The organism is Parafrankia elaeagni (genome assembly GCF_000374165.1).
GTDB classification, from domain to species: domain Bacteria; phylum Actinomycetota; class Actinomycetes; order Frankiales; family Frankiaceae; genus Parafrankia; species Parafrankia elaeagni.
Window position 1 is genome coordinate 1 of the sequence record NZ_KB893769.1, and the last position, 24,678, is coordinate 24,678.

General features: G+C 72.8%; 20 protein-coding genes and 2 pseudogenes. 11 read left to right on the forward strand and 11 right to left on the reverse strand.

Annotated features, from left to right (window positions below; translation table 11 throughout):
* Positions 1–544, forward strand: a 544-nt coding sequence (locus B207_RS35960) for a ZIP family metal transporter (protein ID WP_407671473.1), incomplete at its 5' end; no start/stop codon positions are given.
* Positions 545–625: 81 nt separating this feature from the next.
* On the opposite strand, the gene B207_RS0127515 is transcribed toward B207_RS35960, so the two are convergent.
* Positions 626–2,086 (reverse strand): aminotransferase class I/II-fold pyridoxal phosphate-dependent enzyme, encoded by a 1,461-nt coding sequence (locus tag B207_RS0127515; RefSeq protein ID WP_018639922.1) that lies wholly within the window; start codon positions 2,084–2,086, stop codon positions 626–628.
* 389 nt (positions 2,087–2,475) lie between these two features.
* On the opposite strand from B207_RS0127515, the gene B207_RS0127520 reads away from it, so the two are divergent.
* From B207_RS0127520 to B207_RS0127530, 3 genes are all read left to right on the forward strand, one after another.
* Entirely contained in the window at positions 2,476–3,918 is a 1,443-nt protein-coding gene (locus B207_RS0127520; RefSeq protein WP_018639923.1) for an NAD(P)/FAD-dependent oxidoreductase, read from the forward strand.
* Between the two features lie 67 nt (positions 3,919–3,985).
* Positions 3,986–4,372: a ChaB family protein gene (locus tag B207_RS0127525; RefSeq protein ID WP_018639924.1), complete on the forward strand. Its 387-nt coding sequence runs from the start codon at positions 3,986–3,988 to the stop codon at positions 4,370–4,372.
* 61 nt (positions 4,373–4,433) lie between these two features.
* Positions 4,434–6,773 (forward strand): phosphoketolase family protein, encoded by a 2,340-nt coding sequence (locus tag B207_RS0127530; RefSeq protein WP_035742610.1) that lies wholly within the window; start codon positions 4,434–4,436, stop codon positions 6,771–6,773.
* Positions 6,774–6,778: 5 nt separating this feature from the next.
* Here B207_RS0127530 and B207_RS43085 read toward each other — a convergent pair.
* Positions 6,779–6,939: pseudogene (locus tag B207_RS43085) on the reverse strand (DUF421 domain-containing protein); the annotation flags it as partial.
* 58 nt (positions 6,940–6,997) lie between these two features.
* On the opposite strand from B207_RS43085, the gene B207_RS0127540 reads away from it, so the two are divergent.
* Positions 6,998–7,186 carry a DUF2795 domain-containing protein gene (locus tag B207_RS0127540; protein WP_018639927.1) on the forward strand — a complete coding sequence of 63 codons (189 nt, stop codon included), beginning with the start codon at positions 6,998–7,000 and terminating at the stop codon, positions 7,184–7,186.
* Between the two features lie 22 nt (positions 7,187–7,208).
* Here B207_RS0127540 and B207_RS0127545 read toward each other — a convergent pair whose 3' ends face one another.
* Genes B207_RS0127545 through B207_RS0127580 form a run of 8 tightly spaced genes read right to left on the reverse strand, consistent with a single transcriptional unit; the run spans position 7,209 to position 16,938 of the window.
* Positions 7,209–8,390, reverse strand: coding sequence for a glycosyltransferase family 9 protein (locus B207_RS0127545; RefSeq protein ID WP_018639928.1), 1,182 nt, complete (start codon positions 8,388–8,390; stop codon positions 7,209–7,211).
* Positions 8,387–9,169, reverse strand: a complete 783-nt coding sequence (locus B207_RS0127550) for an SDR family oxidoreductase (RefSeq protein ID WP_084692351.1) — start codon at positions 9,167–9,169, stop codon at positions 8,387–8,389. The genes B207_RS0127545 and B207_RS0127550 overlap by 4 nt, the downstream gene beginning before the upstream one ends.
* 13 nt (positions 9,170–9,182) lie before the next feature.
* Positions 9,183–11,474, reverse strand: a complete 2,292-nt coding sequence (rfaE2, locus tag B207_RS39125) for a D-glycero-beta-D-manno-heptose 1-phosphate adenylyltransferase (protein ID WP_018639931.1) — start codon at positions 11,472–11,474, stop codon at positions 9,183–9,185.
* A complete protein-coding gene (locus B207_RS0127560; protein ID WP_018639932.1) occupies positions 11,471–12,724 on the reverse strand; it encodes a glycosyltransferase in 1,254 nt (417 codons plus the stop codon). Before B207_RS0127560 ends, rfaE2 (B207_RS39125) begins: the two co-directional genes overlap by 4 nt.
* On the reverse strand, positions 12,721–13,770 hold the full coding sequence (locus B207_RS0127565; protein WP_195905369.1) for a glycosyltransferase family 9 protein: 1,050 nt from the start codon (positions 13,768–13,770) through the stop codon (positions 12,721–12,723). The genes B207_RS0127560 and B207_RS0127565 overlap by 4 nt, the downstream gene beginning before the upstream one ends.
* Positions 13,767–14,354 (reverse strand): D-glycero-alpha-D-manno-heptose-1,7-bisphosphate 7-phosphatase, encoded by a 588-nt coding sequence (locus B207_RS0127570; RefSeq protein WP_018639934.1) that lies wholly within the window; start codon positions 14,352–14,354, stop codon positions 13,767–13,769. Before B207_RS0127570 ends, B207_RS0127565 begins: the two co-directional genes overlap by 4 nt.
* 60 nt (positions 14,355–14,414) lie before the next feature.
* Positions 14,415–15,608 carry a glycosyltransferase family 9 protein gene (locus tag B207_RS0127575; RefSeq protein WP_026311511.1) on the reverse strand — a complete coding sequence of 398 codons (1,194 nt, stop codon included), beginning with the start codon at positions 15,606–15,608 and terminating at the stop codon, positions 14,415–14,417.
* Positions 15,601–16,938: a glycosyltransferase gene (locus tag B207_RS0127580; RefSeq protein ID WP_018639935.1), complete on the reverse strand. Its 1,338-nt coding sequence runs from the start codon at positions 16,936–16,938 to the stop codon at positions 15,601–15,603. The genes B207_RS0127575 and B207_RS0127580 overlap by 8 nt, the downstream gene beginning before the upstream one ends.
* 135 nt (positions 16,939–17,073) lie before the next feature.
* Between B207_RS0127580 and B207_RS0127585 the strand changes: the two genes are divergently transcribed.
* From B207_RS0127585 to B207_RS35970, 5 genes and pseudogenes are all read left to right on the forward strand, one after another.
* Positions 17,074–18,165 (forward strand): glycosyltransferase family 9 protein, encoded by a 1,092-nt coding sequence (locus B207_RS0127585; RefSeq protein WP_035742615.1) that lies wholly within the window; start codon positions 17,074–17,076, stop codon positions 18,163–18,165.
* Entirely contained in the window at positions 18,162–19,091 is a 930-nt protein-coding gene (locus B207_RS0127590; RefSeq protein ID WP_018639937.1) for a glycosyltransferase family 2 protein, read from the forward strand. The genes B207_RS0127585 and B207_RS0127590 overlap by 4 nt, the downstream gene beginning before the upstream one ends.
* Positions 19,088–20,644 (forward strand): D-glycero-beta-D-manno-heptose 1-phosphate adenylyltransferase, encoded by a 1,557-nt coding sequence (gene rfaE2 / locus B207_RS0127595; protein ID WP_018639938.1) that lies wholly within the window; start codon positions 19,088–19,090, stop codon positions 20,642–20,644. The genes B207_RS0127590 and rfaE2 (B207_RS0127595) overlap by 4 nt, the downstream gene beginning before the upstream one ends.
* Entirely contained in the window at positions 20,641–21,609 is a 969-nt protein-coding gene (locus tag B207_RS0127600; RefSeq protein WP_018639939.1) for a glycosyltransferase, read from the forward strand. Before rfaE2 (B207_RS0127595) ends, B207_RS0127600 begins: the two co-directional genes overlap by 4 nt.
* A 53-nt stretch (positions 21,610–21,662) precedes the next feature.
* Positions 21,663–22,748, forward strand: a pseudogene (locus B207_RS35970) (NAD-dependent epimerase/dehydratase family protein).
* Positions 22,749–22,966: 218 nt separating this feature from the next.
* On the opposite strand, the gene B207_RS0127610 reads toward B207_RS35970, so the two are convergent.
* Positions 22,967–24,157 carry a PP2C family protein-serine/threonine phosphatase gene (locus tag B207_RS0127610; protein WP_018639942.1) on the reverse strand — a complete coding sequence of 397 codons (1,191 nt, stop codon included), beginning with the start codon at positions 24,155–24,157 and terminating at the stop codon, positions 22,967–22,969.
* Between the two features lie 287 nt (positions 24,158–24,444).
* Between B207_RS0127610 and B207_RS0127615 the strand changes: the two genes are divergently transcribed.
* The coding region (locus B207_RS0127615; protein ID WP_026311512.1) for a transposase domain-containing protein at positions 24,445–24,678 on the forward strand (234 nt) is incomplete at its 3' end.

Below are 24,678 nucleotides of genomic sequence, written 5' to 3' on the forward strand. Positions count from 1 at the left end.
CGCGGCCTGCGAAACTGGGTGGATCATGCCGGGATGGATCGAGGCAGGCGGGTGGGGGCTGCTGGCCGGGTCCGCGCTGCTGGTGGGTTCCGCCGTGGGTGATCTGGTGCGACTACCGCCGCGGGTGGTCGCCTCGGTGATGGCGTTCGGCGCCGGCGTCCTGCTGTCCGCGGTGGCCTTCGATCTGATCTCGGAGGCGTACGAGCAGGGTGGTCTGACCCCCACCGTGTTCGGAGCGGTTGCCGGCGCGATCGTCTATACGGGCTGCAACATAATGCTGGCGTGGCAGGGGGCGCGCCACCGGAAACGTTCTGGGGGGGGCAGCAACCCTCGGAGGGTGAGCCGGCGGGCTTGTGGCACTGCCCTCGCGCTCGGGGCGCTGCTGGACGGCATCCCCGAATCGGTGGTGATCGGCGCAAGCCTGGTGGGTGGTGGGGTGGTCAGTGCGGTCACCGTCGCGGCGGTGTTCGTCAGCAACGTGCCCGAGCGGGCTGTCCATGGGCGCGTTCTTGCTGTCGGTCTCCGATCGGTGATCCGGCCGTAGGAGTTCTCGGCAGCCGTGCCTCGCCCGCTGGGCCGGCGGGCCTGAGATCGCCCGCGGCCGGTGCGGGCTCACCTCGCCGCGTCAGGTGCGGGCCACCCGGATGGTGGCCAGGTCGGGATCCGCGGCGTCGGGTATCGCCATGCCCGCTTCGCGGCCGGTGAGGAGATACTGAACCACTGCCGCGTTGATCCGCTCGCCGGGCAGGGCGACGGGGATGCCGGGTGGGTAGGGGGTGAGCTGTTCGGCCGCGATGCGTCCCACCGCCCCCCGCGGAGGGACGGCCTCGGTCGGGCCGAAGAACGCGTCCCGGGGCAGGGCGATGGTCTCGAGTTCGAGGGCGGTCGGGTCGGGCAGCTCGACCGGGGTGGGGCTTGGGAGGGCGGGTGCGGCGTCGACGAGCCCCTGCAGGGCCGTGACGAGGCGCTGGCCGGTGTGGGAGTCGTCGGCGAAGGTGAGCTGGGCGCTGATCCGCCGGTGATCGCTCATGCCCATGTCGAGATGGGCGTGCTCGCGCAGCCAGTCGGCGGCCTGGTAGCCGCTGATTCCCAGGCCAGCGGTGTCCACCACGATCTGTAGCCGGTCGAGGTCATGGGAGGCCTCGACGCCCAGGAACTCGTCCTGCATTACCCGCAGGCCGTCCAGTCCGTCGATGGCGAGCCGTAGATCGCCGGCGAGGTCGAGCGCGGACTGCAGGAGGCCGTGCCCCTGTTCCACCATCTGCCGGCGCCAGCCGTCCATCGCCGCGTACAGCAGGACATTCGGGCTGGTCGTGGCAAGCAGATCCGCGCAGGCACGCAACCGGGCCGGGTCGACCAGATCGCCCTGTAGGTGGAAGACCGATCCCTGTTCGAAGCCGGCACCCATCTTGTGCACGCTCACCACGCAGACGTCGGCGCCGGCGTCCATCGCCCAGGTCGGAAGATCCTCGTGAAAGGGAAGATGCGCGCCCCAGGCCTCGTCCACGATCAGCGGACGGCCCCGCTGGTGACAGACCTCGGCGATGGTCGCGAGGTCGGCGCAGGTGCCGTAGGGGGTCGGGCTCGTCACCAGCATGCCCGCGGCGTCCGGCCAGCGTTCCCAGCACGCCTCCACCTCCGCCGCGGACGGCGGATGCGCCAGGTGAAGCTCCCCGTCCCAGCGCGGACGCACCCATCGTGGCCGCAGGCCGGACAGGATCAGCCCGGAGATCACCGACTTGTGTGCGTCCCGCCCCACCAGCAGCTCGCCCCGCCCGCCCGCTACCGCGAGCATCGCCGCCTTGACTGACAAGGAGCTGCCGCAGGTGGAGAAGAAGGCGTGCTCGGCTCCCACCGCGTGGGCCATGAGTTCCTCGGCCTCCGCGACGAACCCGCCCGAGGTCTGCCGGTCGTCCAGACCTGAGGTGGCCAGGACATCGGCGCGGAACGTGTCCGCGCCGAGGACCGCCCGCACTCGCGGATCGGCGCCGCGGCCCTGTTTGTGCCCGGGTGGGGTGAACGCGTACCTGCCGGCGCGGTGATAGGCCGCGAGTGCGTCGAGAACGGGGGCCTGGGCGTGATCCATGACCCGGTCGATACCCCGGTGACAGCCGACGTCACGTGTTTTCCGTGGCGCGTTCGCAGGCACCCGGAAAGGCGATGGGCAGGTGGCCCGGCCCTGTCCGCTGGCGCCGGATCGGCCCGGACGCGCTCGAGGGTGCGCCGGCCTGGTGCCGCCGCGACGAGGCAGGCCCCGCGACGCATACCTGCCGCGCCCGGCTTTCCCGTCGGTTGACGTGCGCCGGCGCTGGCGGAGCTCCCTCCCCCCGGCCGACAGCGACCTTGACCGTAACCGAGCCGGCGAGGCCGGCGGGCGACGCCGGGCCACCTTCACGTTCCGGGCCCGCCGAGGGGTTTTGGTGCCGCCCAGCCGCGCATGACACGACAGAACCAGCAGCGGGAGGGCATTGCATCGTGAGGAATTCCATCACCGTCGCACGGGTCGTCCGCACGATCGACGGACTTCGCACCCGCGGCGACGACCACGTTCCACGCGCGGCCGGCACGACATCTTCCGGAGGTGCTCCCCGTATCCGACCATCGGGCGGCCGTCGGCCACGGGTCGTCGTCGTCGGAGCGGGGTTCGCCGGCCTCGGCGTGCTCCGTCATCTGGAAGCCCGCCTGCCGGCCGACGCCGCGGATCTCGTGCTCGTCTCACCGACCGACCATCTGCTCTACACGTCTCTTCTGCCCCAGGTGTGCGCGGGCAGCGTCGAGCCGAGGCATGTGGCCGTCCCCGTCCGAGGCCTGTTGCGCCGAACGGTGCTCCGGCTCGGCCATGCCGTCGACGTCGACACCACCAGCGGGAGCGTCAGCGTGGTCGACCGGGACGGCTCGACGTCGGAGCTCGGCTGGGACCGGCTGGTCCTCGCTCCCGGATCACTGACCCGCGTCCCGGACATCCCCGGCCTGGCCGAGCACGGCCTCGGCCTGAAGAACCTCGCCGAGGCCGTCTACCTGCGCGATCACGTCCTACGGCAGCTCGAGCACGCCGACGCCTGCGTGGATACCGCCGAGCGGCGGGCCAGATGCACCTTCCTGGTCGCCGGCGCCGGCTACACCGGAACCGAACTGGCCGCCCAGATGCGCCGGTTCACCCTGGAAGCTCTCGACCGCTTCCCCCGCCTGACACCGGAGGACCTTCGCTGGATCCTTCTCGATCAGGCGCCGCGGATCCTTCCCGAGCTGGATGAGACTCTCGGCGACGGCGCCATGAAGGTCCTGCGTGAGCGTGGTGTCGAGGTCCGGCTGGAGACGTCTGTCTCCGCGGTCACGGCGACCTCCGTAACCCTGAGCGACAACGAGACCGTCCCGACTCACACCCTTGTCTGGTGCGCGGGCGTGACACCGAACCCGCTCATGGAGAAGGTCGGTACCGAGACCGTCAAGGGCCGGCTCGTGGTCGACGAGAACCTGTCCGTTCCCGGCCTGTCGGGCATGTTCGCGCTCGGGGACGCCGCGGCCGTCCCCGACGTCACCAGGAACGGGGCCCCGGCCGGGCAGACGGCACAGCACGCCGTGCGCCAGGGCGCGGCCGCCGGCCGCAACGTCGCCGCGTCACTCGGCCATGGCAAGGCACTGCCGTACCGTCACCGCGACCTCGGTTTCGTCGTCGATCTCGGCGGCACCGACGCCGTCGCCAATCCGCTCGGCCTGCATCTCTCCGGCGCCCCGGCCGCGTTCATCACCCGCGCTTACCACCTGCTCGCCCTCGGGTCCGGCGGGAATCGGGCGCACGTGGCCGCCGACTGGCTGCTCGCCTCGACCAGCTCGGAACAGATCGTTCAGCTCGGATTCCTGCCTTCGCCGAACGCGACGATCGCCGAGGCCGAGGACACCCATGTGTACTCGGCCTGACACGTCAGGCCGTGGCGAACACTGACGGCAGCCAGCGGCTGCCGAGCGACCGACAAAGGAGGCGATCATGCCGACCGACCGCGAAGAGCTGCCGGGGACCTTGCGTCGCTCACCGGCCAAGGTGCGGCGCACCTATGAGAAGACCCTGGACAACGCCCATGAGGAATACGGCGACGAGGAACGGGCCCACCGGACCGCGTGGGGCGCGGTGAAGAACATCGCCGAGAAGAAGAGCGATCATTGGGAGCTGAAGGACGAGCCCGGGCCGTCCGACTCCCGTTCGAAACTCCCGCAGTCGGCCAGGCGCAGGGGCGAGGGGGAGACCTTCGGCGGGATCGACGTGGAGGGCAACACCCGCGACGAGCTGATCCAGCGTGCCAGGCGGGCCGGGGTGAGGGGCTACTCGTCCATGACGAAGGCCGACCTGGCCCGGGCGCTGCAGGGCAAGGAGTAGAGCCGTGGCGGCCGGCTGGAGGCAGCCTGGTCGAGGCGAGCTGGGGCTCGACCGCGACTCGATGCGCCGATACCGGCGTGCCGCCGACTTCACCGCGGCAGCGATGATCTTCCTGCGGGGCAACGTCCTGCTGCGTGTGCCCCTGCGGGTCGAGCACCTCAAGCCGCGTCTGCTCGGTCACTGGGGGACCTGTCCCGGCATCACGCTCGTCTACGCCACGCTCAACGGGCTGGTCCGGAGCACGGGCCAGCGGACGCTGCTGGTGACCGGTCCTGGTCACGGCGCACCGGCCAACCACGCCAATCTCTGGCTGGAGGGCACGCACGCCGATCTCGATCCGGCGCTGAGCCGCGACGGGGCCGGACTGGCCGAGCTGGTGCGCCGGTTCTCCTGGCCGGGTGGCTTTCCCAGTCACCTCTCGCCCGCCGTGCCCGGGGTGATCCACGAGGGCGGGGAGCTGGGGTACGCCCTGTCGACCGCGTTCGGCGCCGCGTTGGACCGGCCGGACCTGCTGGTCGCGTGCCTGGTCGGGGACGGCGAGGCGGAGACCGGGCCGACGGCGGCGGCCTGGCACGGCACCAAGTACCTCGACCCGGTCACCGGCGGCGCGGTGCTACCGATCCTGCACGACAACGGCTACAAGATCTCCTCGCCGACGCAGACCGGGTCGATGAGCGAGGAGGAGCTGTGCACGCTCTACCGCGGCTACGGCTGGGCGCCACGAATCGTCGACGTGCGCGGCGACTACCTCGACCCCGAGTTCGACGCCGACGCGCTGGTGGAGGCGGCGCTGCGCGACGCCTGGCAGCGGATCCGCGCTCTCCAGGAACAGGCCCGCGGCGGACACCGGCCGGAGCGCCCGGCGTGGCCGATGCTGATCCTGCGCAGCCGCAAGGGCTGGGGTCTGCCGTCCGAGGTCGATGGGATGGCGCTGGAGGACACCTTCAACGCCCATCAGGTGCCGTTCGAAGACGTCCACCACGACCCGCGGCAGCTGGCGGCGCTCGAGACCTGGCTGCGCTCCTACCGCCCCGAAGAGCTGTTCGACGCCGATGGACGCCCGGCCGACGACATCCTGGCCTGCTGCCCGACCGGTGATCACCGTCTCGGCGCGGTCGCGGAGGCCGACGGCGGCCGGCTCCGGCGCGATCTGCCGCTGCCGGAGCTGGACCGTTTCGCGGTCGCGGTACCCCGGGCCGGGCAGGGCCGGGTCGGAGCGACACCGACGCTGGGGCCGTGGCTGGCGGAACTGATGCGCGCCACCGAACACTCCCGGGACTTCCGGATCATGTGCCCCGACGAGCTGGACTCCAACAAGCTCGGCGCGGTCCTCGACGCGACCGGGCGGGCCTGGCAGTGGCCCGTCCCGGGCTATGCCGAACACCTCGACCCGGCCGGGCGGGTGATGGAGGTGCTGTCCGAGCACAACTGTCAGGGCTGGCTGCAGGGCTACCTGCTCACCGGTCGGCACGGCCTGTTCCCCTGCTACGAGGCGTTCGTCCCCATCGTGGACAGCATGGTCAACCAGTACGCCAAGTTCCTGAAGATGGCACGCGAGGTGCCGTGGCGGGCACCGGTCGCCTCCCTGAACTACCTGCTCACCAGCGAAGGATGGCGGCAGGAACACAACGGCTACAGCCACCAGGGCCCCGGGTTCATCAACAACATCCTGACCAAGAAAGCCGGCGCGGCCCGCGTCTACCTCCCCCCGGACGCCAACACCCTGCTGGTCACCATGGCCCACTGCCTGGCCTCCACCGACCACATCAACGTCGTCGTCGCCGGCAAGAACCCCAGCCCCCCATGGCTCACCCTCGACCAGGCCCGCGCCCACTGCCGCGCCGGCGCCGCCGCCTGGGCCTGGGCCGGCAGCGACCGCGGCGGACCGCCCGACGTGGTTCTCGCCTGCGCCGGCAACGTCCCCACCGTCGAGACGCTGGCGGCGGCGTGGATGCTGCGCCGCGACCTTCCCGACCTGCGGGTTCGGGTCACCAACGTCGTCGACCTGCTCACCCTGCCCCCACCCGACCAGCATCCGCACGGGCTGTCCGACGACGAGTTCACGGCCTGTTTCGGAGCCGACGACGTCCCGGTCGTCTTCGACTTCCACGGCTACCCGTCGGCGATCCACGAATGCCTCCACGGCCGCCCGAACGCGACCCGTTTCCACGTCAAAGGCTACGTCGAGGAAGGCACCACGACCACGCCCTACGACCTGCTGGCCAGCAACGGCGTCACCCGGCACGACGTGGCCATCGCCGCGCTACAACGCGCGACGGGCTCGTCCGACCGCAGGAGTGAACTGGCCGAGCGCTACGCCCGCGAACGCGACGGCATCCGCGCCGACCTACGCCGGACAGGTCAGGACCCTGCCTGGATCTCGAACTGGGAGTGGACATGACACCGCCCCCTCGGAGCAGCGACGACCGGGACACCGTGGAGACGGTACGCACGGCGGGCCAGCGGGCGTTGGCGGCGGAGAGGGCGATCGTGAGGAGTGCGAACACGCTGACCGCGAGCACGCCGGAGGTGACTGAGTAGTCCTGTTGGGTGATGGCTGGCTGGACGGCTGGACATGGACGTCTCCTCGGGTTTTGCCTGCTCGTGAACGGTGACCCTGCCGTTATGGCCAATCCAATCGAGGTTCAGAAGGTCCTCAAGGGAATCGACTACCCGGCGGACCGGCGCACGCTCGTCGAGACAGCCCGCCAGGAGGGCGCTTCCAGGGAGGTGGTGACCGCCTTGGAGCACATCACCGATCGGTCCTACGACGGCCCGAACGCCGTGTCTCAGGAAGTCAGCCACACTTCGTGATCCCCTCCGTGGCGCTGCCGGATCACGGGCCCGTACCGCTCGTCGTACGAGGCCATGCGACCTGCTCCAGGCTGGTGACCTCACGCAGGACCTGATCGACAGTGAGCGCGAGCAACCCCGGGGCGGGTGTCCCGCTCCGGGGATCACTGTGGTGCCCGGCCCACAGGGCGCGGTGCTCCTGCCGTTCGGGGGGCGGCCCCCACTCGGCTGGCGACACGGGCCCGAACAGCACTACTGAAGGTTTCCGGTAGGCGGTGGCGAGGTGCGCGACTCCGGTGTCGGCACTCAGCACCAGGCGGGAACGCGCGACGAGGGCACAGAGCGCGACGAGGTCCAGCCTTCCGGCCAGCACCGTGGATGGGGGAAGTCCGGCGCCCGTGGCCACCCGCAGGGCGAGGCCGCGTTCCGCCGCGGAGCCCGTGAGGGCGATCTGGTGGCCGTCACGGGCGAGCTGCCGGGCCACGGCCGCCCATCGGCGCCCGGGCCACCGCCGGGCGGGAGCCGCACCGCCTGAATGGATGATGGTCGGACCAGACGCGCTCCCTTCTCCGCGGCCGGTGTTTTTTTTGCGTCGATCGGCGCGGGTGGCGATCGGGTCTGGCGCCCACCCGCCGCGAACCGCCGGCGGGCCAGGCGGTACCGGCAGTCCTAGTTCCGTGGGGTCACAACTCACCCCGTATGCCGCCAGCAGCCGGCACCATCGAGACACCTCATGCTCGTCCGCGCGGTCGGCCCGCGTGAGCGTCGGTGGCTCCCACGGGCATCCGCCCGGCAGGTCGAAGGCCCACAGGGAGGATGGACTGGTCCACCGCAGCGTCTCCGTGGACTCGGGTCCTCGCCCGTGCAGGTTCACCGCCAGCGTGGGTGCCGTTACCGCCACCGGTCCGAGTGGGTCTGCCGGCACCAGGCCGTCGACAGCTTCGGAGAGCATGGCCACGGGTTCGAGCCAGGCCGGTCCGGCGAGCAGGAGCCGGTGCCAGGGCAGCTCGGCAACCAGGTGGCGGCGCAGGCCGCGGAGCGCGGGAAGAGCGGTGAGCAGGTCCCCCAGCCCCAGGGCGCGCAGGGCCACGACGGTGCCCGCGGCCGGTTCGCAGGCTGCCGAGGCCGAGGACAGCGCGCCGGGAGCCCGGGTTGACCAGGCGCGGCGCTCGGCCAACCGTTGGCCGCCGCCCGCCAGCCGCGACGCCTCACGCCTCGGGCTCACGGGTAGGACGTCTCCCACGACGACGTGATCACAATCTCTCTGATCTCACATCCCGGTGGCTGCCCCAGCGCGAACACGACGGCGGCGGCCACGTCCTCGGGACGGTTCAGCTTCGCGTCGGGCCCGGGCTTGTACTGCTCGTCGCGATCGTCGAAGAAGGCGGTCGACATGCCGCCCGGCACCAGGAGGGTGACCCCGACCTGGCCCTTGAGCTCCTCGGCGAGTGCCCGGGTGAAGCCGACCACGCCGAACTTCGAGGCGCAGTACGCGGAGGCGTCCCCCGCGACGCGGAGACCGAGGGTCGACGCGCAGGTCACGATCCGGCCCGTCGCGCCGTTGCCGCTCGTGCCGTCGCCGGCCCGCCGGTCGCGGCCGGGGCGCAGATAAGGGAGCGCCGCGCGCACCACGGCGGCGGTTCCCAGCAGGTTCACCGCCACGATGCGCTCCCAGGCCGCTGCGTCCAGCTCGTCCAGCGGCGCGGGCGTATCGGTTCCCGCAGCGGTGAACACACCGTGAAGCTGCCCTCCGGCACGGTCGACGAGGGTGCGCACCGCCGCCTCGGCATCCCGGGTGGCGGCGAGGTCGACGGCTTCTTGATCGTCTTTCGGCACGTCTGGTGCCAGAACGCGGTCCAGGACAAGGGGGCGCCCGCCGGCCGCACGGACCGCGGCGACCGTCGCCGCGCCGAGCCCGGACGCCCCGCCGGTGATCAGAACCGTGCCGGGTCCGTCCGTGCCTGAGCCCGCCCGCGTTCCGGCTGCTCCCGGTGTTTTCGGGATTTGCTGGTCACCGTCAGCTGCTGCCACGGCGCACCGCCTCTCTGATGAGGGTCGAGGTGGAACGGCCGGCCAGGTACGGCAGGACGACCGCCTGGCCACCCCAGGACGCGACGATTCCGGCTTCCGGGAGGTGGGCCACCGCGTAGTCACCGCCCTTGGCGAAGATGTCCGGGCGCAGGTCGGCGAGCAGCCGCGCGGGTGTGTCCTCGTCGAAGATCATCACAGCGTCGACGCTGTCCAGCCCCCGGAGCACTGCCGCGCGGTCCGCCGCCCCGACGAGCGGGCGGTCCGGGCCCTTGAGCCTGCGCACCGAGTCGTCACTGTTCAGGCAGACCACCAGGCAGTCGCCCAGCGAACGGGCGGCACGCAGGACCTCTACGTGACCGGCGTGCAGGAGGTCGAAGCAGCCGCCTGTCGCGACGATGGTGCCGCCCCGCGCCCGTACCGCGGCCGCCACGGCGCGCCCGTCGCTCTTCCCCCGCGGCGGACCGCCGTCGGTCGCCCGGGGCGATGGCTGCCCGCGGTCCGCAGGCCCACCGCCGGGCGGATGGACGGACGCGGAGCCCCCGGCGGCGACGAACTCGCCGGCCTGCCGGGTCGCGGCCGCCACCGCTTCGGAGGGAAGCCGCCCGGCGGCGAACGCCTCGACCGCGCTCGCGGCGAACCGGTCCCCGGCACCGCAGGCATCACCACCGCTGACCGGAAGGGCCGGAGTGAGAAGCGGGGGTGCGCTGCCCCCGGTCACCAGCATCGCGCCGCGTTCGGCAAGAGTGATCGCCACAGCGCCGACATCCCATCGAGCCGCCAGTGTCCGTCCCCGTGCACAGACGGCGGACAGCGACACCCCCTCGATGCCGGGGGCCGCGCCAGCCGCCTCCGCCGCGTTCGGCGTCGCCAGGGTGGCGCCGGCCAGGGGCGCGGCACCGCGCGGATGTGGGTCCCACACCAGTGGGACTCCGCCCCGGCGCGTGAGCGCGGAACGCAGCGGCGGCGAGGCGGCGACTCCGCGGCCGTAGTCCGACACGAGCACTGCGGCGGCCCGGTCGAGCGCGGTGCGCACCGCGAGGGGAAGGGAACCTTCCACCTGGCCTTCCCCGCCATCGTCCAACCGGACCAGAGACCGCCCGCCGGCCCGGATCCGGATCTTGCTCGGTGTGTTTCCGGTGAGGCCGAGGTCGACGAGTTCCACCCCCGCCTCGATGAGCATCGCCGCCAGCCGATGCCCCGCGCTGTCCCGGGCCAGCGCGGTGATCAGCGTCACCGGCGCGCCGTCGCCTGCGAGCAGGATCGCGGCGAGGCCGGCGCCGCCGGGACGTTCGGTCACGTCGAGGCCGTCTAGCACGGGCACCGGCGCGTCGGGGGCGAGCCGGGCGGCGTGGCCGCTGATGTCGCGGTCGAGCAGGGTGTCGCCCACCACCACGATGGGTCGGTGACCTCCCCTCCCGGCGGCCCGGCTGCCGGGCCTGCCCTTGCCCGGTGCTGTCGGCGGATCGCCGTCTGTCCGGCGTGCCTGCCCCGGGCCCGGTCGCCGGGCGCCAGATGTCCGCTGGCCCTCGGGACGCTCCCCACTATGGCCTGGAAAGCCGTCTTCGGCGGCGATGCGGCCATCCTCCGCCACGGCTCGGTCGGCGCCTCGCACCGCGCCCAGTGCGCCGTCGAACGCCGCGCACAGCAGGTGCACGGCCACCAGATGCACCTCCTGCACGGTGGAGGTGGGGACGGAGGGATTCGGGCGTGATCCGGCGATGCCGGCTTCGGTGGTTCCTCCGACGCCGACGGTCTCGTGGCACAGTCCGGCCAGTGGGCTGCGCGGTGGGCCCAGCAGGGCCCAGACGGTGAGTCCCAGCTCGCCGGCGGTCGTGGCGGCCCGCAGCAGGTTGGCGCTGCGTCCGGAGGTCGACAGCAGCATCAGCACATCGCCGGGCCGGCCGTGCGCGCGCACTTGGCGGGCGAAGACCTCGTCGTAGCCGTAGTCGTTGCCGATCGCGGTGAGCGACGAGGTGTCGGCGTGCAGGGCGATGGCCGACATCGCCGGTCGCTCGTCCTGGAAGCGGCCGACCAGCTCGGCTGTCAGGTGTTGTGCCTGGGCCGCCGAGCCGCCGTTGCCGGCCGCCAGGAGACGTCCGCCATCAGGCAGCAGGCCGGCCAGCCGAGCGCCCCACCGCTCCAGGCGTGTGACGTCGAGCGTGGGCAGCGTCGCAGCCAGCTCCCGGACGTGGCGATCAGCGTCGCCAAGACGGTCACCAGGGGAGTCGCCGGGGCGGCCGCGGCGGGACCGGTCGCTGTCGACGCGGCCCCTACTCATGGCCGCGTCCCGACGGGTCGACGTGCGCCGGTCCGGCTCCCGGCGCGCTTGGCATCCTCGCCGTGCGCGTCGCGCAGCCGCCGGTAGACGTTCATCGTCAGGGCACCGACGCGTTCCCAGGAGAACAGCGCCTGGGCCCGTCGCGCTCCGGCGGCTCCCAGCCGTGCTCGCCCGTCCGGGTCGGCGGCGAGTTCGGAGAGCGCCTCCGCGATCCGTTCCGGGCATCGGGGTGGCACGTGCAGCCCGGTCCCGCCGTCGACGACGGTGTCGATGAGACCGCCCACGGCGCTGGCCACCACCGGCACCCCGCAGGCCATCGCCTCGACCGGGACGATCCCGAAGGGCTCGTACCACGGAACGCAGGCGACCACGTCGGCCGACCGGTAGAGCGCCGGCAGCTCGGCCCGCCCCACCCGGCCGAGCAGCGTCACCCGGTCATCGGCGCCGGAAAGCCGGGCCAGCTGGCGCAGCCGGCCGGCCTCGGCGTCCTGGTCCAGTTCGGAGCGGTCCGAGCCGCCGGCGATCAGCAGCTCGGTTCCCGGCAGCGCGGCGACCGCCTCGATCAGGTTCCCGATGCCCTTGCGCTCGACGAGACGGCCGACGAACAGGACCCGAAGCCGCCCAGGAACGCGCGCGGCCGCTGGCCCATGCGGCGTGAACGCGGCCAGGTCCACCCCGGACGGCACGACGCTGATGCGGTTGCCGGGTGCCCCGAGACGCACCAGCTCGAACAGCTCGTCGGTGCAGGTGGCGACGATCGCGTCCACCTCCTGGACCAGACGTGCCTCGGTCTCCGCCCGGTCGGGCGGTGAGGTGTCCTTGGATCCCTGGTGCCGGTGCTTGACCACGCCCAGCGCGTGGCTGGTGAACACCACGGGGATCCCCAGGGGCCGCGCGGCGGCCAGTGCAGCCGCTCCCGACATCCAGAAGTGGGCGTGCACGACATCGGGCCGTTCACGCGCCCACTGGTCGCGCAGATCCGCGGCGAAGCCGCCCATGTAGGGCGGGAGGTCGTCCTTGGGAACGGGACGAGTCGGCCCGGCCGGGACATGGTCGACCTCGACGCCGTCCGTCAACGGAACCCGGCGCGGCGGCCCGGGCGAGTCGCGCCGGGTGTGCACCACGACCTGTGCCCCGCGCCGCGCGAGGGCGCTGGACAGGGCCGCGACGTGGACGTTCTGGCCGCCGGCGTCCACTCCGCCCAGGAGTGCGAGGGGGCTGGCGTGCTCGGAGACCATACAGATCTTCATGCTGTCGCCTCCAGGGGCCGGTTCCCATCGGCGGCGTCGCGGGTTACCGCCTCGACCGCGGCAAGCACGTCGCTGACGGTGACGGTCGACAGGCAGGGGTGGCCGGGCACCGGGCACAGACGTGCTCTGCACCCGGCGCAGTCGATGTCGAGATCGCCGAGGACGACCACGCGGTCGGAGTAGGGCGCCCAGCGTTCGGCCGGCACTGTGGGCGCGAACAGCGAGATGACCGGCGTCCCGACGGCCGCGGCCAGGTGCGCCGGCCCGGTGTTGCCGATGACGGCGGTGCGGGCGCCCGCCAGCACCCCGGCGAGCGTCACCAGGTCGGTCGCCCCGCCCAGGTCGCGTCCGACGGCGCCGGCGACATACGCCGTCAGAGCGGCCTCGTCGGCAGCTCCGGTGACGACCACCCGATGGCCCTTCCCGGCCAGAGCCGCGGCGAAAGCGGTGAAGCGGCTGGGCTGCCACCGCCGGGCGGGTACCGACGCTCCGGGATGCAGCACGATGTAGGGCCGGGAGCCGGTCAGCCGCTGGGTGTCCGGAATCGGCCCGCGGATGCGAGGGCGTCCGTCATCCCCCGCGGGCAGCGGGTATCCGGCCGCGGACGCGGTCGACAGCGCCCGCTCGACCTCGTGCAGGCCACTGTCCGGCAGCCGATGGCGGACGTCGAGCAGGGAGCCCGGATAGTCCTCACTCGCCGCCGCGACTCGCCGGATCCCGGCCAAGCGCAGCAGCAGTGCCAGGGGCAGCGGACTCTGGTGGAACGACGTGAGGATCAGCGCCTCGTCGAACGCACCCACGCTCAGTCGCCGGACGAGCCCGTCGATGTCGGCTCGTCCGACGGGCCGTGGCTCGGCGTCGATCCAGGGGCAGCGCCAGACGATGATGTCGTCGACGCCGGGCAGCAGACCCGCCGCAGCGCGGCCGCGCGGCCCGACGAGCATGGTCACATGCCCTGCGCCTGCCCGCACCGCGCGCACTGCCGGCCCGGACAGCAGGACGTCGCCGTCGCTGTCGAGCCGCGCGACCAGCACCCGCGTACTCATGCGGGACCGAAGGGAGCCGAGAACACACGGGCGAGCGCGGCCAGCAGGTCGGGGGCGACCTCAGGCACGGCGGCGATCTCCTCCCGCCTGGTGGCCGGGGTCGGCACCAGCACTCCGCGGGCACCCACGGCGGCCGCGGCGGCCATGTCCGCGCCGATGTCGCCGATCATGACCACGCGCCGTGGTCGCACGCCGAGGGTGTGGCATGCCGTCACCAGCAGGCCGGGCGCGGGCTTGCGGCAGCCGCACCCGTCCGCCGGGACGTGCGGACAGACGTGGAAGGCCACCGCGCCGCCGAGCATCGCCGCGAGCCGGATGTTGACCGTGTGGACGGCCTCCCAGGTCAGCAGGCCGCGCCCGATGCCGCTCTGGTTCGACACGACCGCCGTGGGAATCCCGTGCTGTCGCAGCTGGCGCAGCGCCGCCGCGGCCGTGGGCATGAGGACGACCCGCCGAGGATCGCCGTTGTAGGGGATGTCACGGCAGAGCGTCCCGTCCCGGTCGAAAAGCACGGCCTCCGGCCGGGCCGGAACGGCCGCCGCCCCTCGGCCCGGCCGGGGCGTTTCCGTCGCGTCGAGAGTCACGCACCCCGTGGTGCCCGACCTCAACCGGGGAAAACGGCTTTACCCCGAGAAGCAGCCCAACTACGGAGAGCGATGCAGGTCGCGGAAAGAATCCAGGACGTTTTGGACCGTGATGTCGGCCAGGCAGGCGGGTTCGCGCGCGTCCAGGGGGCAGCGCCCGGACCACCAACATTCCTGGTCGGTGATCGCGGTCGGTCGACGCACGGAACAGCCCGGCATGCCCTGCAGATCGACCGTCCAGGCGCGGTGAAGTCCGTACCTGGTCGTCAGCGTCGGTCCGAACAGAGCCACGGTTCTCGCGCCCATCACGGCGGCGAGACGGCACGGCCCGGTGTCGCCGCCCACCACCAGGCCGCCGCGTTCCGCGAGCGCTGCGAACATCCCGGCCGCCTCCCGCAGGCCCATGGCCGGCAGCACCGCCACCGGAGGCCAGGGCTCGGTCCGCGGCTCTCCCCGCGGCACCGTGGGCTCCGCCGACGGAGGCTCCGGCGACGGCAGCCGTGCCACCGGCCAGCCAGCGGTGAGCAGCCGGCCGGCCAGCTGCCGCCAGCGGTCGACAGGCCACTGCTTGATCGCCATGCCTGCCCCTGGAACCAGAACAACCGGTGGGTGCCCGCCGGGTGGACAGTCCCGCTTGGCCAGGTCGGCTGACCGTCTCGCCGCGTCCAGGTGGCGAGGGCCGGTGCCGCGGAGCGTCCCGGGTCGGGTGAGCGCCTGGGCGAGCGTTTCCCTGCCCTGTGCCCGTTCGGCGGCGGTCAGCCGGAGAGGCCCTGACCGCGCGCGGGCGAGTTCGGCGGAGGCCGCGTCGATCACACCGTCGGTGGCCAGCAGCCGGACGAAGCGGGTGTCGACCGCCTCGTCCGGCGGCGGCCCGCGCCACAGATCGTCAACGGCCACGACGCCGAGATCGGACAGCAGGCGCGGGATGCCGCTGTGCCGGGTGGTCGTGACGGCGAGATCGGGGTGGCGCCGGGTGATCTCGGCGCGCACGGCGGCCCGGACGCCGGCCCCGCTGTGGTCGGTCACTCCGACCACGCGGTCCAGCCGATCATCGGCTGCCAGCAGGTCGGCTCCGGGCAGGAAGGCCACGACCCGCGTCCGGGCGCGCGGATGCGCCGCCAGGAGGGCTTCCAGGGCCGGCAGCGCCAGCAGCAGATCACCAAAGCCGCCGAGCAGCTCGATGACCAGAATGTCGCGGGCGGCGCCAGGCGCGGGAAGCGCGGGCCGCCGCCCGCGGGCCGGCCGCTCAGCCATGGTGATCAGGAAGGTCGTGGCCGCCGCCAGACGCGGCGCCGGCAGGAGGCTTGGCGCGAGCCCACGCTGACCGCCCCCGTTCCACGCCGCCACCTTGGCATTCCCCGTAGAGCTCCAGGTGCGCGTCGGCGATCCGCGCCCAGCCGCGGTCGGCCAGCAGCGTCACCAGGCCGGCCTGCACCTGGGCGCCGAGGTCCGCGTCGACCAACAGCCGCCGGATACCCGCGGCCAGCGCCTCGGCATCGCGGACCCGGGGCACGACGACCGCGGTCCGGGCGTCAACCAGCGTCGGATCCGGGGGATCCGCCGCGGTCACCACGACCGGCAGCCCGTGCGCCGCGACCGCGGCCAGCGCGCCGCTTTTCGCCGTCACGCCCCCGGTGAAGGGCAGCACGGCGATGTCCACCGCGGTCAGCACCGCGGAGGCCTCCGCGGCCGGCAGGTGACCAGTCATCAGCACCCGGTCGGCGACACCCGCCTCGCGGGCCCTACCCGCGAGCTCCCGCCGGAAGGCGTCGGCCTCGGGATCGCTCAGCGCGAGGGAGGCGAATCCACCCACGATCACAAGGCGGACCCCGGGATGCTCGGGAACCAGCATCGCGAGCGCCTCGACGAGATACCGCAGGCCCTTCACGGGATGCACGAAGCCGAAGAAGGCCAGCACGGGCGCCTCCGTTGGCAGCCCGAGCCGCGACCGCGCGGCCCGCCGCACGGCAGGGCGGTCCGCACTCGGATCCGGAACGACATTGGCGCCCACCGGAACGGATCGCGGGCTGACTCCGAGCCTGCCCCGGACCGCGTTCGCATGCGCGCCGTTCGTGACGATGACGCGGCTGCTCCGCGGCGCCAGGGCCAGGGTCTCGCGGTCCCACCAGCGGCGCCGCTCGACCAGCCGCCACAGCCGGTCCGGTACGTGCGCCGGCCAGCTCCACCAGTCGTACTCGTGCAGGGTCGTGACGAGCCGCGTACCCGTGGGGAGCAGGAGGGGAAGCAGGCCGACAGCCGGCGAGTAGCCGAACGCGGACGGCGCGAACTGGACGTGGACGACATCCGGTGCCACCCGGCGCAGCGCGCCCGCCAGCGCCGCGACGCCACGTGCGTTCCATCCGCCCGCCACCTGTATCAACCGCGGCCCGGCGGTCGGTTCGGCGGCACCGGCCGCCGGGCCGACCGTCGCCAGCCAGACATCCGCCCGGTGCCCGAGAGCCTCGCGCAAATGCAGCGTGTAGTCGGCCACTCCATCCCGCGCCGGCTCCAGGTTGCCGCAGACGAGCGCGATCCTCGGCCGGTCCGTCCGCTGCGAGGTGGGCGCGGCTCGGGTCACGGGCACCGTGTGCCCTCGTCCGAGCCGTTCAAGCAACCCGCCGGGAGCGGCCTGGACCCGCTGATCGAGCTACCGGCGGGCCGACAGGCGAGGTACCGGTGCGCCGGTTTGGCGCGCGACCGCCCGGGCAGCCCGCTCACGATGCGTCCTCAACCGCCTACCCACCCGGCCGCCCTGCGGGGCGCGCCGATCCAGTGGGCCGGGCTGGAGCGAATCCTGGTCGTCCGGCCCGACAATCTCGGTGACGTCCTGATGATCGGGCCGGCGTTGCGTGCGCTGCGGTCGGCGGCGCCCCGTGCGCGGCTGGAGCTGCTCGCGTCCCCTTCGGGAGCGGCCGCCGCGCCACTGCTGGGCGGGCTCGACGCCTGCCTCGCCGCATCGGTGCCGTGGCAGGACGCGTCCGGAGGCATGGTGACGCCGGAATCCCTGCACCGGCTCGTCGCCCGGCTCGCGGCGAGGTCCTACCAGGCGGCGGTGCTGTTCACCTCGTTCTCGCAGTCACCGTGGCCGGCCGCGTACGCCTGTGCGCTGGCGGAGATCCCGATTCGGGCCGGGGCATCCCGCGAGTTCGGCGGAGCGATGCTCACGCACTGGATCGACGACCTTCCCGACGAGGCGCACCAGGTCGACCGGGCGGCAGAGCTGCTGACCCGGCTCGGCGTGCCAGTGCCCGAACGCGCACTGCGCGTGAAGATCCCCCGGCAGGCCGAGCAGGACGCCCAGGCCATCGCCGGGCCGCGCCGCTACGCCGTGCTGCTGCCCGGCGCTTCCTGCGCGGCACGGCGCTGGCCGCCGCACCGGTTCGCGGAGCTGGCCGGGCGCCTCGGGTCCGCCGGCCTTCGCGTCCTCGTCGCCGGCACCAGCCGGGAGCGCGACCTGGTGCGACAGGTCTGTGCCGGGGCCGGCCCCGCCGGTGTCGACCTGGCCGGGGCGCTGGACCTGGCGACGCTCGCCGCGCTCCTGCGCCGCGCCGAGATCGCGGTCACCAACAACTCCGGCGGCATGCATCTCGCCGACGCCGTCGGCGCGCCCCTGCTCGCACTGTTCGCCGGGACGGAACGGGAGTCCGAGTACCGCCCACGGTCCGCTCGCGCCCGCGTGCTACGCCGCCCCACCCCCTGCACGCCCTGCCGGGCGTTCGACTGCCCGCTGGGCCACCACGAGTGCCTCGACATCACAGCGGCGCGGGTCGCGGACGCGGCTCTGGCGCTGCGCGCCCGGAGCGCCGTGTGAACGCCGCGCGTGAAGGCGAAAGCCTCCGGGGGGCCGACACCGCCCGTGATCTCGACGTCCTGGTGCCCACCTGCGGCCGGCCGGACGCCCTGGCGGTCACTTTGGGCGGTCTGGCGGCACAGACAGTGCGCGGTTTCCGGGTGGTCGTGTCCGACCAGACCCCGGCGCCGGACGAGCCGTCCGTGGACCGCCCGGCGTGCCGCGCGGTGCTGCGCGTCCTGCGGCTGCGCGGCAGCGAGGTGGAACTGCACCGCGGGCGGCCGTGGCGAGGAATGGCCGAGCAACGGGATTTCCTGCTGTCCCGGGCGCGGGCGACCCGGGTGCTCTTCCTCGATGACGACATTCTGTGCGAGTCTGACGCCCTCTCCCGGATGCTGGCGGCTCTCGGCACGCTGCGCTGCGGCTTCGTGGGAGCCGCGCCGCAGGGACTCAGCTTCCTCGACGACGTGCGGCCCGCCGAGTGGGCCGCGTTCGAGCCGGTCACCGGTCCGCCTGGCCCGGAGCGGGTACGCAAGGGGATGCCGTGCTGGCAACGGTGGCGCCTGCACAACGCGGCGAACCTCACCCATCTCACTCATCTCACCCAGGTAGCCGGCACCGCCGCCCGGCGGCGGGAGTGGACCGCGTACCGGGTCGCCTGGATCGCCGGATGCGTCCTCTACGACCGCGTCAGGCTCCAGGAGGCCGGCGGTTTCGGTTTCTGGACGCGCCTACCCCGGGGACACCGTGGTGAGGACGTCGTGGCTCAGCTCCGCGTTCTCGAACGGTCGGGTGGGGTGGGGATCCTGCCTCCCGGCACCGTCCATCTGGAACTGCCCACCACGCTGACGGATCGGCGGGTGGACGCCTACGCGGAGATCATCGAGGCCGACGACGCCGACCGCAAGGCCCGGCGCGGCCGCCGATCGGGAGGAGAGGGCCCATGAACGCCGTGTCGGCCTTGCCCGCGACGCGAGATCCGTTCGCCAGGCGGGACGCGCTCGACGCCCTCGCCTCCCTTGACGCCCTCGACCTCCTGGTTGTCGGCGACGTCATGCTCGACAGCTGGGTCTGGGGCCCGCCCCGCGGCCTGTCCCGGGAGGGCCCCGTACCGGTGGTCGCGGTCGCCGGCAGGTCCGAGGCCCCGGGCGGTGCCGGCAACGCGGCGGTCGCGGCGGCCGGGCTCGGTGCCCGCGTGCGGCTGGTCGCCACCGTGGGCGACGACCAGGACGGCGCCCGGCTGCGGGAGCTGCTGAACGACGCCGGCGTGGACACCGCCGCGGTCCTCGACGACCACGGCCGGCGAACCGTCCACAAGCAGCGGATCTGCTCAGGTGAGCATCTTCATCTGCGCATCGACAGTGGTGACGAGGCGCCCCCCGGGCGCGCAGCCGGCGCCGGGATCAGCAGTCGGCTGTTCGATGCCGCGGCGAGAGCCCCCGGCCTCGTCAGTTCCTCCGCCGCCGTACTCGCCTGCGACTACGGCACCGGCCTGTTCTCCCCGGACCTGGTGCGGCGGCTGGGCTCAGCCGCCCGGAGCGCGGGTCGGCCGCTGGTCGTGGACGCCCACGAGCCCCGCCGCTGGGCCCCCGCGCGGCCGGACATCGTGACACCGAACGCGGCGGAGACGTCCAGCCTGCTGCCCCCCGACGCGGCCGGTCCGTTCCTGGCTGACCGGCCACGCACCGTGGCGGCCCACGCGGAGGCGATCCTCAACGCGACCGGAGCCCGGGTCGTCGTCGTCACCCTCGACCGCGATGGGCTCGTCGTGCTCGACGGCGAGCACCTACCGCTGCATCTGCCAGCCGAGCCCGCCCCGGACGGCCATACCGCCGGCGCCGGTGACACCCTCGCCGCCACGCTCGCGACCGCGGTGGGTGGCGGCACGGCGCTGGAGCCGGCCGTCACCCTCGCCGCGGCTGCCGCGAGCGTCGTCGTCCGCAGGCCCGGTACGAGCGTGTGCACCGCCGCCGATCTCCGCGCCTGCCTGGGCCCGAAGCCCCCGGGAGCGATCGGCCTGCCCGCGCTCGCCGAGCAGGTACACACCGAACGCCGCCGCGGCAGCCGGATCGTTCTCACCAACGGCTGCTTCGACGTCCTGCACCGCGGCCACATCGCCTACCTCTCCGCCGCCCGGGCGCTCGGGGACATCCTGATCGTGGGAGTCAACAGCGACGCCGGCGTGCGGCGACTCAAGGGCCCCGAGCGTCCGGTGAACGCCTTGGAGGACCGGCTGGCGGTACTCACCGCCCTCACCGACATCGACCATCTCGTCGTCTTCGACGAGGACACCGCGACTGGCCTGATCACCGCGCTGCGGCCGGACGTGTACGTCAAAGGCGGTGACTACACGGAGGCGATGCTGCCGGAGGCCGCGCTCGTCCGCGCCCAGGGCGGGCAGGTGCGTTTCGTCGACTACGTACCCGACCACTCCACCAGCGGACTTCTCGAGCGCATCCGCGGTGGACGGCCTCCCGCCCTCACGCGGAGGCGGCCATGAACATCCTGCTCTGGCACGTGCACGGCTCCTGGACGACCTCCTTCGTCCAGGGCGGGCACCACTACATGGTGCCGGTGACACCGGAACGCGGCCCGGACGGCCTGGGCAGGGCCCGGACATACCCGTGGCCGCCCTCGGTCGAGGAGGTGCCGCCCACCGAACTCGCCGACAGACCGGTCGACGCCGTGCTCCTGCAACGCCCGCACGAGATCGAACTCGCCTCCCGTTGGCTGCGCCGACGGGTCGGGTGCGACGTGCCCGCCGTGTACGTCGAGCACAACACCCCCCGGGGCGACGTTCCGCTGACCCGGCACCCGGTCGCCGACCGCGAGGACGTCGTCCTGGTGCACGTGACCCACTTCAACCGCCTGTTCTGGGACAACGGAACCGCCCGGACCCGCGTCATCGAACATGGGATCGTCGATCCCGGGCCGCGCTACACCGGTGAGCTGCCCCGGATCGCCGTGGCTGTCAACGAGCCCGTCCGGCGCGGACGGATCACCGGCACGGACCTGCTCCCGGCCTTCGCCGCCGCCGCGCCCGTCGACGTGTTCGGCCTGGGCGTGCGCGGGCTGCCGGAGACCACCGGCCTGCCGCCCGACCGGCTCACGGTGTTCGACGACCCCCCGCAGGCCGAGCTGCATGCCCGGATGGCCCGCCGACGGGTGTACGCGCACCTGCCCCGCTGGACGTCACTGGGCCTGTCTCTGCTGGAGGCGATGCATCTGGCGATGCCGGTGGTCGCACTGGCATCCACCGAGGCCGTGGCGGCGGTCCCGCCCGGTGCCGGGGTGCTCTCCACCGATCCGGCGGCACTCGTCGACGCCGCGCAGGCATACATCGAGGACCCGGAACTCGCGGCGGACCACGGCCGCCGCGCGCGCGAGGCCGTACTCACCCGCTACGGGCTGGGGCGCTTCCTCGGGAACTGGGACGAGCTGTTGAGCGACGTCGTGACCAGCTGAGCGAAAGCGCCAGAACGATTCGAAGCACGCGCCGAGCCGTCGGGAGGCCACTCATGGGTTCATCCACATCCACATCCGGCGCCGCAGCTGTTCCGGTAGCGCGGCGCGCCGTTGTGGTGGGTGCTTCCGGCAACGTCGGCACGAGTGTCGTGGCCGCTCTGACCCGCTCGGCCGGAATCTCCCATGTCACGTGTGCGGCCCGCCGGCCGCGGCGGCGGAGAAGACCAGCTGGGTGTCGGCCGACGTGGGCCGGGATGACCTGGTCCGGGTGTTCGACGGTGCGGACGTGGTCATCCACCTCGCGTGGCTGTTCCAACCCACCCACGACCCGAGGACCACCTGGCGGACCCGTTCTCGGAAGCATCCGCGTGTTCGACGCCGCCGCCCGCGCGGGTGTGCCGGCACTCGTCTGCGCCTCGTCGGTCGGCGCGTATTCCCCCGGCCCAAAGGACCACACCGTGGACGAGAGCTGGCCGACCCACGGCTGGCCGGGTGCCGCCTACACCCGGGAGAAGGCCTACCTCGAACGCGTCCTCGACGCTTTCGAACTCGACCACCCGGACATGCGGGTGGTTCGGCTGCGGCCGGGGTTCATCTTCCAGCGAAGGGCAGCCAGCCAGCAGCGCCGCCTGTTCGCCGGGCCGCTCCTACCCGGCTCCCTGGTCCGGCCGGGCATGGTGCCCGTGGTGCCCGACCTTCCCGGGCTGCGTTTCCAGGTCGTCCACTCCGAGGACGTGGGCGAGGCATACCGGCTCGCCGCCGAACGGAACGTGCACGGCGCCTTCAACATCGCTGCCGAGCCCGTGGTCGACAGCCAGCTACTCGCCGAGGCCCTTAACGCCCGGACCGTGCGGGTACCGGCACGGGGGGCACGGGCCGCCCTCGCCGCGGCCTGGCACCTGCACCTGGTGCCCACCGCCCCCGGGCTCCTCGACGCGGTACAGCACCTGCCCCTCATGGACACCACCCGCGCTCGCGAGGAGCTCGGCTGGACCCCCAGGCACGACTCGCGCGCCGCGCTGGACAGCCTCCTGCGGGGCCTGCGCACGGGCGTCGGCGGGGACACCGCCGCCCTGGCGCCGGCCACGCCCGCTGGCCGGGTGCGCGAGGTCCTCACCGGCGTCGGGCAGCGCTCATGAGCCTGGCTGACATGGCTCCCTGACACTGTCGCTGGGCCGCGCCGTCGGTCACGGACGCAGGATGAGCCGTCCGGGCGCCGTCGGCACTGGACACGGAAAGCGCGAGTAGAGCGGTGGCGCCGGGGCTAGCCCGGTCGTCGGGGACGGGTCTTCGCTTTTCCCGGGGCACGTTCGTGGGCACGGCTTGCTCAGCGAGTTCGGGGTGTTGCCAGGGCGGGTCAGATCCGGATGTTGACCTGGTGGGGGCCGGCCCATTCGGCGAACAGCACGGTGGCGTCGTCCTGGAGGCGGCCGTGGTGGTAGTCGAGCAGGGTATGCATGAGACGTCGCAGGGTTTCGGGGACGGCCAAACCGTCGGCGTGGTGACGCACTACGAAGTCGACAAACCGGGCAAGGCCGAACTCGCGGCCGGTGGGGTCCCGGGCCTCGATGACACCATCGGTGTAGAGCAGCAGCCGATCGCCGGGCTCGAGTTGTTCCTGGCACAGGGTGGTGGCCAGGCCGAGGTCGGTACCCAGCGGATGCGCGGGCGGACAGGCCAACACGCTGACCCACCGGCCACCGCGGACGATGACCGGCGGATGGTGGCCGTGGTTCACCCAGCTCAGCAGGCCGCTGCTGGTGTCGAGATCGGCCAGGACCGCGGTCACATACCGTCCGGGGTCGAACTGGTCGATCAGCATCCGTTCGATCTCCTGACCGACCTGTACCAGCTCCACGCCCTGGCGGCGCTGGTTGCGGCAGGTGGCCACCGCGAGGTTCGCGGCGAGTCCGGCGGAGGCGTCATGACCCATCGCGTCGAACACCGCCAGATGCAGGACACCGGCGGCCATCGCGTAGTCGAACGCGTCCCCACCGATCTCATAAGCCGGTTCCATCGCCGCGCCCACCACCACGTCCTGGTTGGCGAACGAGCTCGGCGGCATGAGATGCCACTGCAGCTCGGCGGCGATCGTCATCGGACGGGTACGCACCAACCGGGCGAAGGAGTCACTGAACTCCCGCTTGCTGACCAGCAGGACCCCGACCAGCGCCGCAAGGCTCCCCAGCACCGCGAGAGCCTCGTCCTCACCCTCGACGAGACGGGCTCTGAGGACCCCGAGGCGTTCCGTCCCGTCCATCACCGGCGTCCAGTAGACCCGTTGCTTTCCGGAGGCCGGTCCGCGGCTGGACAGGGTGTCCAGGTGCTGGAACACCCGGCCCGCCAGCGTCCCCTCAACCGAGATCGTCTCACCGCCCTCACCAGCGTCGAGTCCCCGCCCGGTCAGTTCCCGCAGCACCCGTCCCTGCAGATCCACAAGGTAAATCCGTGTGTCGGCCAGCCCCGCCGCCTCCGCCTGCTCTCTGATCATGTCTGGGAGCTGCTCGAGCACGGCCAATCGGCCCAGATCCAGCAACGAGCTGAGCATCCGATATGCCGCGGTGCACATTCCGCACCACCCTAGGTAGGAGGCGATTCGTGTCCCTCGATCGGCCGCACCTACAGGGGAAACGGTCTGCGCTAGCGCGCAGGTCCAGCGACCACCAACCACAGGTTGGCCTTCCTCGCTGTACCCGCAGGGCCACAGAGCCACCACTTCGCCGGACGAATACCCGCCCTTTAGCCACACAGAGATGGGTCGAGCCATATCTGTGTCACCGCGGTCGCCCAGGCCCAATACCAGGAACTTAAGGTCTGATCGTGTAGGTTCTGGCTGTGCCGAGGCGTGGTCAGGTCAAGGAGAAGGCCGGGGACCGGTTGGTGGACCGGGTCGGGCTGGGGGTGCTGGCCGCGCAGTTCCCGGACGTGCTGGTCGACCGGGTGGTCGCGGAGGCGGGCCGGCGTGAGCGGCGGACGCGGGATCTGCCGGCGGCGTTGATGGTCCGCTATGTGGTCGCGTTGGCGTTGTTCCCCTCGGATGGCTACGACGAGGTGATGCGGCAGGTCAAG

Excerpts from the sequence above, each read along its gene's own strand:
- B207_RS0127525 (WP_018639924.1), top strand. The coding sequence starts at position 3,986 with ATGCCGACCGACCGCGAAGAGCTGCCGGGGACCTTGCGTCGCTCACCG.
- rfaE2 (WP_018639931.1), bottom strand. The coding sequence starts at position 11,474 with ATGAGTAGGGGCCGCGTCGACAGCGACCGGTCCCGCCGCGGCCGCCCC.
- rfaE2 (WP_018639938.1), top strand. The coding sequence starts at position 19,088 with ATGAACGCCGTGTCGGCCTTGCCCGCGACGCGAGATCCGTTCGCCAGG.
- B207_RS0127585 (WP_035742615.1), top strand. The coding sequence starts at position 17,074 with ATGCGTCCTCAACCGCCTACCCACCCGGCCGCCCTGCGGGGCGCGCCG.
- B207_RS0127565 (WP_195905369.1), bottom strand. The coding sequence starts at position 13,770 with ATGAGTACGCGGGTGCTGGTCGCGCGGCTCGACAGCGACGGCGACGTC.
- B207_RS0127610 (WP_018639942.1), bottom strand. The coding sequence starts at position 24,157 with ATGCTCAGCTCGTTGCTGGATCTGGGCCGATTGGCCGTGCTCGAGCAG.
- B207_RS0127540 (WP_018639927.1), top strand. The coding sequence starts at position 6,998 with ATGGCCAATCCAATCGAGGTTCAGAAGGTCCTCAAGGGAATCGACTAC.
- B207_RS0127515 (WP_018639922.1), bottom strand. The coding sequence starts at position 2,086 with ATGGATCACGCCCAGGCCCCCGTTCTCGACGCACTCGCGGCCTATCAC.
- B207_RS0127575 (WP_026311511.1), bottom strand. The coding sequence starts at position 15,608 with ATGGCTGAGCGGCCGGCCCGCGGGCGGCGGCCCGCGCTTCCCGCGCCT.
- B207_RS0127600 (WP_018639939.1), top strand. The coding sequence starts at position 20,641 with ATGAACATCCTGCTCTGGCACGTGCACGGCTCCTGGACGACCTCCTTC.
- B207_RS0127560 (WP_018639932.1), bottom strand. The coding sequence starts at position 12,724 with ATGAAGATCTGTATGGTCTCCGAGCACGCCAGCCCCCTCGCACTCCTG.
- B207_RS0127530 (WP_035742610.1), top strand. The coding sequence starts at position 4,434 with ATGCGCCGATACCGGCGTGCCGCCGACTTCACCGCGGCAGCGATGATC.